This is a genomic window from Pseudoglutamicibacter albus, from assembly GCF_022346425.1.
In the GTDB taxonomy this organism is placed as follows: Bacteria; Actinomycetota; Actinomycetes; order Actinomycetales; family Micrococcaceae; genus Pseudoglutamicibacter; species Pseudoglutamicibacter albus.
In genome coordinates this window covers 1-5,520 of the sequence record NZ_JAKRCW010000023.1, presented here as the reverse complement: position 1 = coordinate 5,520, position 5,520 = coordinate 1, and the positions used below count along the sequence as shown (strand labels likewise).

The 5,520-nt window shown below is 62.2% G+C and carries 6 protein-coding genes; 2 read left to right on the top strand and 4 right to left on the bottom strand.

What is annotated here, in order from left to right:
* Window positions 1-87, top strand: an 87-nt coding sequence (locus tag MHJ63_RS09740) for an IS3 family transposase (RefSeq protein WP_148820807.1), incomplete at its 5' end; no start/stop codon positions are given.
* A 135-nt stretch (window positions 88-222) separates the two neighbouring features.
* Window positions 223-1,146 (top strand): siderophore-interacting protein, encoded by a 924-nt coding sequence (locus tag MHJ63_RS09735; protein WP_070491593.1) that lies wholly within the window; start codon window positions 223-225, stop codon window positions 1,144-1,146.
* Window positions 1,147-1,203: 57 nt separating this feature from the next.
* Here MHJ63_RS09735 and MHJ63_RS09730 read toward each other — a convergent pair whose 3' ends face one another.
* From MHJ63_RS09730 to MHJ63_RS09715, 4 genes are all read right to left on the bottom strand, one after another.
* A complete protein-coding gene (locus MHJ63_RS09730; RefSeq protein ID WP_239447300.1) occupies window positions 1,204-2,013 on the bottom strand; it encodes an ABC transporter ATP-binding protein in 810 nt (269 codons plus the stop codon).
* Window positions 2,010-3,053 (bottom strand): FecCD family ABC transporter permease, encoded by a 1,044-nt coding sequence (locus MHJ63_RS09725; RefSeq protein WP_239447301.1) that lies wholly within the window; start codon window positions 3,051-3,053, stop codon window positions 2,010-2,012. The genes MHJ63_RS09730 and MHJ63_RS09725 overlap by 4 nt, the downstream gene beginning before the upstream one ends.
* Window positions 3,054-3,058: 5 nt before the next feature.
* Window positions 3,059-4,036, bottom strand: coding sequence for a FecCD family ABC transporter permease (locus MHJ63_RS09720; protein WP_198020645.1), 978 nt, complete (start codon window positions 4,034-4,036; stop codon window positions 3,059-3,061).
* A 136-nt stretch (window positions 4,037-4,172) separates the two neighbouring features.
* On the bottom strand, window positions 4,173-5,126 hold the full coding sequence (locus MHJ63_RS09715) for an iron-siderophore ABC transporter substrate-binding protein (protein ID WP_035756203.1): 954 nt from the start codon (window positions 5,124-5,126) through the stop codon (window positions 4,173-4,175).
* Between the last annotated feature and the right edge of the window lie 394 nt (window positions 5,127-5,520).

Below are 5,520 nucleotides of genomic sequence, written 5' to 3'. Positions count from 1 at the left end.
TACAACACCGAACGCGTCCAACAACGACTCAAGGGCCTGACCCCGATGCAATATCGGAATCAGACCCTTGAACCCCTCACCGCCTAGAATTAAACCAGTCCAACTTTCGGGGGCTAGTTCAAAGAACCAGGCGGGGTTTGTGCGCTCTAGCCCCCGGCGCAGCCCTCCCCCTGACCATCAGACCCAACCCCAGCTCACGCTAAGGGTAGGCTTACCAGTATTATGTCGAAGAGCCAGAACACCATGGATCCCCTCGCGATCAGCGCCACCCGACCCACTTCATACGTTGATCACCAGCTGCTCGATACCCCAAGCGAGCGCGGTCATCGCATCATCCGCGCTGAGGTCTGCAGCATCAGTGCTCCGGCAAAGAATTTGCGTCGGATCGCCGTCCAGTCACCCGAACTAATGGGTTGCCAACTCTCTGGTCCTGATGAGTTCTTTGGCCTCCTCATGCCCCCGACCCCCGGCGCGCAGCTGCACCTTCCAGATCACGATGGTGGCATTAACATCCGCGCCAGCGTGGCGGCTATGCCGGAGGGGCGGCGCCCGATTCTGCGCTGGTACACCGTCCGAACACTTGATTCCGAACGCGGAATCCTCACTTTCGATGTGGTTACGCACGGCATAAGCAGCCCTGATGACGAGCACATCGGCCCCGGGCTTTCTTGGGCGTTGAACGCCCACGTCGGCGATGACGTCGCTCTGTGGACATGCCAGGGTCTGTGGCATCGTCAGCAGGCTTCCCAGACCTTGATTGCCGACCCCTCTGCAGCGCCTTCCCTCCGCGCCATCCTGGAGTACACGCAGACCTTCGCGCCCGAACAGCTACCCGAGATGCACGTGATTGTGCTTGCCGAAAGCCAGCACGACCTGGAACCGCTGCTACGTGAACACTGGCAGGACAAGGTAGGCAGCTTAAAAGTTATTCTCCGCCCTACGACAGAGTTCAGCGGCGCCACCCTGTCGCACCTTCGCCAACTCGACGAAGCCAAGCACCCCGCCACCCGCGCGTCATATGTCTGGGTCGCGGGCGAAGGAGATCTCTGCAAAGACGTACGGCGCCACGTCATTGACTCGTGGGGTCTTAAGAGCGACTCCGTGCAATGGTGCCCGTACTGGTTCATCGGCAGGGCTCGCCCTTAGCTCGGGTCAGATGACGCCAATCCCGAGCACCTAGCCACCGCCCTCTGCGGTGTGGCGCTAGGAGGCCTGGGTGGGGTTGTCGACGACTCCTCGTGGCACGATGATCGGCGCTGTGCCACGGGGGTCCTCCCACACCTCAGCGCGCAGGCCATAAGCCTCGTGGAGCACATCCTCCGTTAGCGCTTCCCGCGGTGCGCCCTGCGCGATCTTTTTCCCACCCTTCATCACGATCATGGTGTCGCTGAAGGCACCAGCCAGGCTGAGGTCATGCAGCACCGTCACGACTGTCTTGCCCTCCCGAGCGAGCTCGCGCACGATCCCCAGGATCTCCATCGCATGCGCTGGGTCTAGGTAAGTTGTCGGCTCATCCAGCAACACGACTGGCGTATCCTGCGCCAGCACCATCGCCATCCAGACGCGCTGCCTCTGGCCACCAGAGAGCGCCGCCACATCACGAGCGGCAAGGTGGTCAGCCGCTGTTTTCTCCAACGCCTCCCGCACCTTCTTCCGGTCCTCGGAGGGCGATTCGCTCCCACCCCACAGCGCGCGCCGGTAGGGGTGCCTCCCACGCTCCACCAGCTCCCCTACCGTCAGCCCCGGCGGGCAGATCGGATGTTGCGGCAAGAGCGCGATGAGACGAGCTGCCTCGCGGGCGCCCAAGCCGTGGACGTCCTTATCCGCGACGAGCACCCGCCCCTGGCTAGGAACGAGAAGCCTGGACAGGGCTTTGAGCAGGGTGGACTTACCACAGCCATTGGGGCCAAGCAGCGTCGTGACCTGCCCCGGCTGCGCTTCAAAAGAGACATCCTTAACGATGCTCCGGTCCTCGCTGTAGCCGGCCGTCACGTGCTCGACTCGCATACTCATTGGATCGTTCCTTTCACAGTTCCGCGACGCGCGGCCGACCACACCAGCCAAATCAGCGCAGGTCCGCCGATAATCGCGGTCACCAACCCCACAGGAGCAGTAAAGGGCAACGCACCTGCCACCACCGCGCACACGGCCATGAGCGCGGATCCCGCAACAGCCGAACACAACGGATGAGGCGTAGGGGTACCGGCCACCAACCTGGCCAACTGAGGAGCCAGCAACGCGATAAAACCGATGGGCCCAACAAAGGAAACCACGACCGCAACGATGCCCGTCGCTGCGATAAGCAAGATCGAGCGCACCCGGGTGACATTCACGCCAAGGGTGGAAGCGGTGGCGTCGTCATGAGCAAAAAGTGGAAGATCGACCGTGACGACGAGGCCCAAGACCACGAAAGGCAGCATGCCCAACACCATGGGCAACAACGCTTCGGTGCGTACGAAGCCGGTGGAACCAGCGAGCCACGTTTGAGCATCGGCAGCACGGGTCAGCTCCGCTTTGAGCAAAAGATACTGCACCAAGGCCTGCGTAAGAAAAGAAAGCGCCAGGCCAATGAGCACCACGCGCTGAGAGGTGCCAAAGCCACCGAGCAGCATAAGCAACGCGACAATCACCAGGGAGCCGATGAGGGCGAGACCCGCACGCCACCAAAACGTCGGGATACCCTCGCTCCATGCCGGTCGGGCAAGCACTGTGCCCGCAACGACAAGCACTGCTGCGCCCCCGGAAACGCCGAGGATATCGGGGCTGGCTAGCGGATTGCGGGCCATGGCTTGAGTCCATGATCCGGCGACCCCCAGGGCCGCGCCAACCACGACGGTGGCGATGGCCACGGGAAGGCGCAAATCCCACACAACGTTGATCGCCTGGCGCGTACCGCCACCGGTGAGAACATCAAGCACCTCAGCCGGGCTGAGCTTCACAGCCCCCTGCCCAAGAATGAGGAAATAACCCAGCACCGTGGCGGCGGCGAAGCCTAATGTCGCCAGGAAGATACGCCTGGTGCGAGCGCGCTTGACTGCGTGCAATGCCGTCATCCCGCTCACACTGCCACCTCCGCGTCTTTCGAGCCCGAAATGCCTCGCCGACGACGAACCGCCGCGACCATAATGGGCGCACAGCCGATAGCCAGAACAATCGACATCTCGAGTTCATTCGGCTGCAGCACGAAACGACCAACAATGTCTGCCAACAACGTGGCAGCGCCGCCAACCACCGCGGTGGGCACCAGCAAGCGCGTAAGCCCAGGGCCGGTGACAGGCCGCAGCAAATGCGGTACGGCAAAGCCCACAAAAGTAACAAGCCCCACGGTGGCGGTCGCCGAACCGGCAAGAATAACCACCGCAGCGGCGGCGAGCAGACGTGCTCGGGCGGGCGAGCCACCCAGGGAACGAGCCGCATCCTCACCCATAGCCAGAAGGTCCAGTGGCCGTGCCGCTAACGCCGCGCACAGCGCCCCGAGGGCTAGGCCGACAGCAGCCATCAGCACGTCATCCATACCGCGCCCTGCGGTGGAGCCGACGGTCCAGCGGCGCAGTCCCTCCAGGGTGTCGGAGGAATAGAGGCTCAGCATATTCGTGGCTGCTTGCAGGGTGAAGGTGACGCCGACGCCTACCAGCACCAGCGTCAATGGGTCGCGGGAGACCCGGGAGATAAGCAGGACGACCAGCGCGGCAATGGCCGCACCGATAAGCCCTGCCACTGCCCGGTGCCCGACCGTCGTCGCCCACCCCACGGTGAGTGAGACGGCGACCGCGAATCCCGCGCCGGCGTTGACACCGATGATGCCGGGGTCCGCCAAGGGGTTGCGTGTCCAGCTCTGCGCGATCGCTCCCGCCATGGCGAGGGCTGCGCCCGCGAACACAGCCAAGAGAGTGCGGGGCACGCGCAGGTCCCAAACAATCCCTGCCTGCTCTGCGCCAGCGGTGGAATGTGGCGCGTGGTGCGGCCCGTGCAGGAGGATGCTGGTCACCTCCCCCATCGACAGGCTGCGGGCCCCTAGGTACAAGGAGGCGATCATCAAAAGCACCAGAAAAGCCAGTGCGCCAAGCGTAACCGCGACAACGGACAGGGGACGCCTAGCCCCCGCACCGCCACGTAGGCGTTGTGCGGGAGAGGCGAGCGGTGAGAGCGCTTTGATCACAGAACTTCTGCAGCTAGACCGCGTCGGAGAACTTCTCGACGGCCCACGGGATGGTCAGGGGGTTGGGCATGCTCATCGCGTTACCGACGTTCTCCTCCATCCAGTACACCTTGCCCTCGCGAACCACCTCGAGCTTGCTGAAGGTTGGATCCTTCTTCAGAGTTTCTGCTGCCCCCTGGTAATCGAGCACAAAGAGGTAATCCACGTTGTTGAGCTCGTTGTAGTTCTCGGGAGCAATGTCGCGGTAGAACTCACCGCCATTGCCCTCAAGCTCCTTCGGAATGTCGAAGCCCAAGTTCTCGATGAACTGCCCTCGACCATCGCCGGAGGTGTACAGGCCAATCTTGCCCTCGTAGGGCATGACGATAGCTGCGCGCTTGCCCTTGAGCTCGGGGTGCTGCTTTCGGAAGTCCTCGAAAGCCTTCTGCGTCTCCTCGACGAGCTTGTCCCCTTCCTCCTTCTTATCCACAGCCCTCGCGATCTGGGCTACCTGGTCTCGCCACGGGATCTGCCAGTCCGTTGTCCCCTCTGGCTTGACGGTGGTTGGGGCAATGTCGTTGAGAGCCTTCTTCGCCTGCTCATCCACGGCGCTGTTCACAGCGATGATCTTGTCGGGATCGGCAGCCGAAATCTTTTCCAGAACTTCAGCAGTGAAGCCGTTACCGGTGCCGTAGACAGTTTCTGGCTTCTCGTCCCCAAGCTTGTCGGTTGCCCATGGGCCAACGCCCGAGGCATCCACATCGCCCTCCGCACCCCACGGCGCTACCAGGACAGGCTGGATTCCGAGAGCGAGCAGTGTATCGGCGTCCCCGAGCCCAACTGCCGCGATCCGCTCATTGCCTGCCCCTTCCCCTCCTGAGGCCTGCTCCTCCCCTCGCGCGCAACCGGTGAGAACGAGGGCGGATACAGCCAGAGCTGCTGTGGTCTTGATAGCCGCGCGGCGGCTCAGAGTCTTCTTCAGGAACATGTCGGGCCTTAAAGTGTGAGAGTTTTGGGTGCTTCAACTGCAGCGGGACATCGCGGTGCAAGCGACCCAAAATATCCGGAAAGAATACTCCGGCAGGTCACGGGCACAGCATGACGCGCAACAATTTCAAAATAATACCAAGGGTAGCCTAACCTTACAAACCCTCGGCTTACTCGCTGGTAGCGATGCCCAAAACTAGGACCCACCCCAAGTACCACCAACAAACCCCACCGTGTTCCACACACAGCACAACCCCCGCGCGGTTCCTCAGAATGAACTGCTCCCCTTTAGTTGGACTGAGAAATCAGTTACCGACTAGTGGGGAGCAGTTTTCATTGAGAGCACGAAGTTCGCTGAGCGAACATCAGCGTGAGCAGTTGGTTGAGTGTTTCGA

Excerpts from the sequence above, each read along its gene's own strand:
- MHJ63_RS09735 (WP_070491593.1), top strand. The coding sequence starts at position 223 with ATGTCGAAGAGCCAGAACACCATGGATCCCCTCGCGATCAGCGCCACC.
- MHJ63_RS09730 (WP_239447300.1), bottom strand. The coding sequence starts at position 2,013 with ATGAGTATGCGAGTCGAGCACGTGACGGCCGGCTACAGCGAGGACCGG.
- MHJ63_RS09725 (WP_239447301.1), bottom strand. The coding sequence starts at position 3,053 with ATGACGGCATTGCACGCAGTCAAGCGCGCTCGCACCAGGCGTATCTTC.
- MHJ63_RS09720 (WP_198020645.1), bottom strand. The coding sequence starts at position 4,036 with ATGATCGCCTCCTTGTACCTAGGGGCCCGCAGCCTGTCGATGGGGGAG.
- MHJ63_RS09715 (WP_035756203.1), bottom strand. The coding sequence starts at position 5,126 with ATGTTCCTGAAGAAGACTCTGAGCCGCCGCGCGGCTATCAAGACCACA.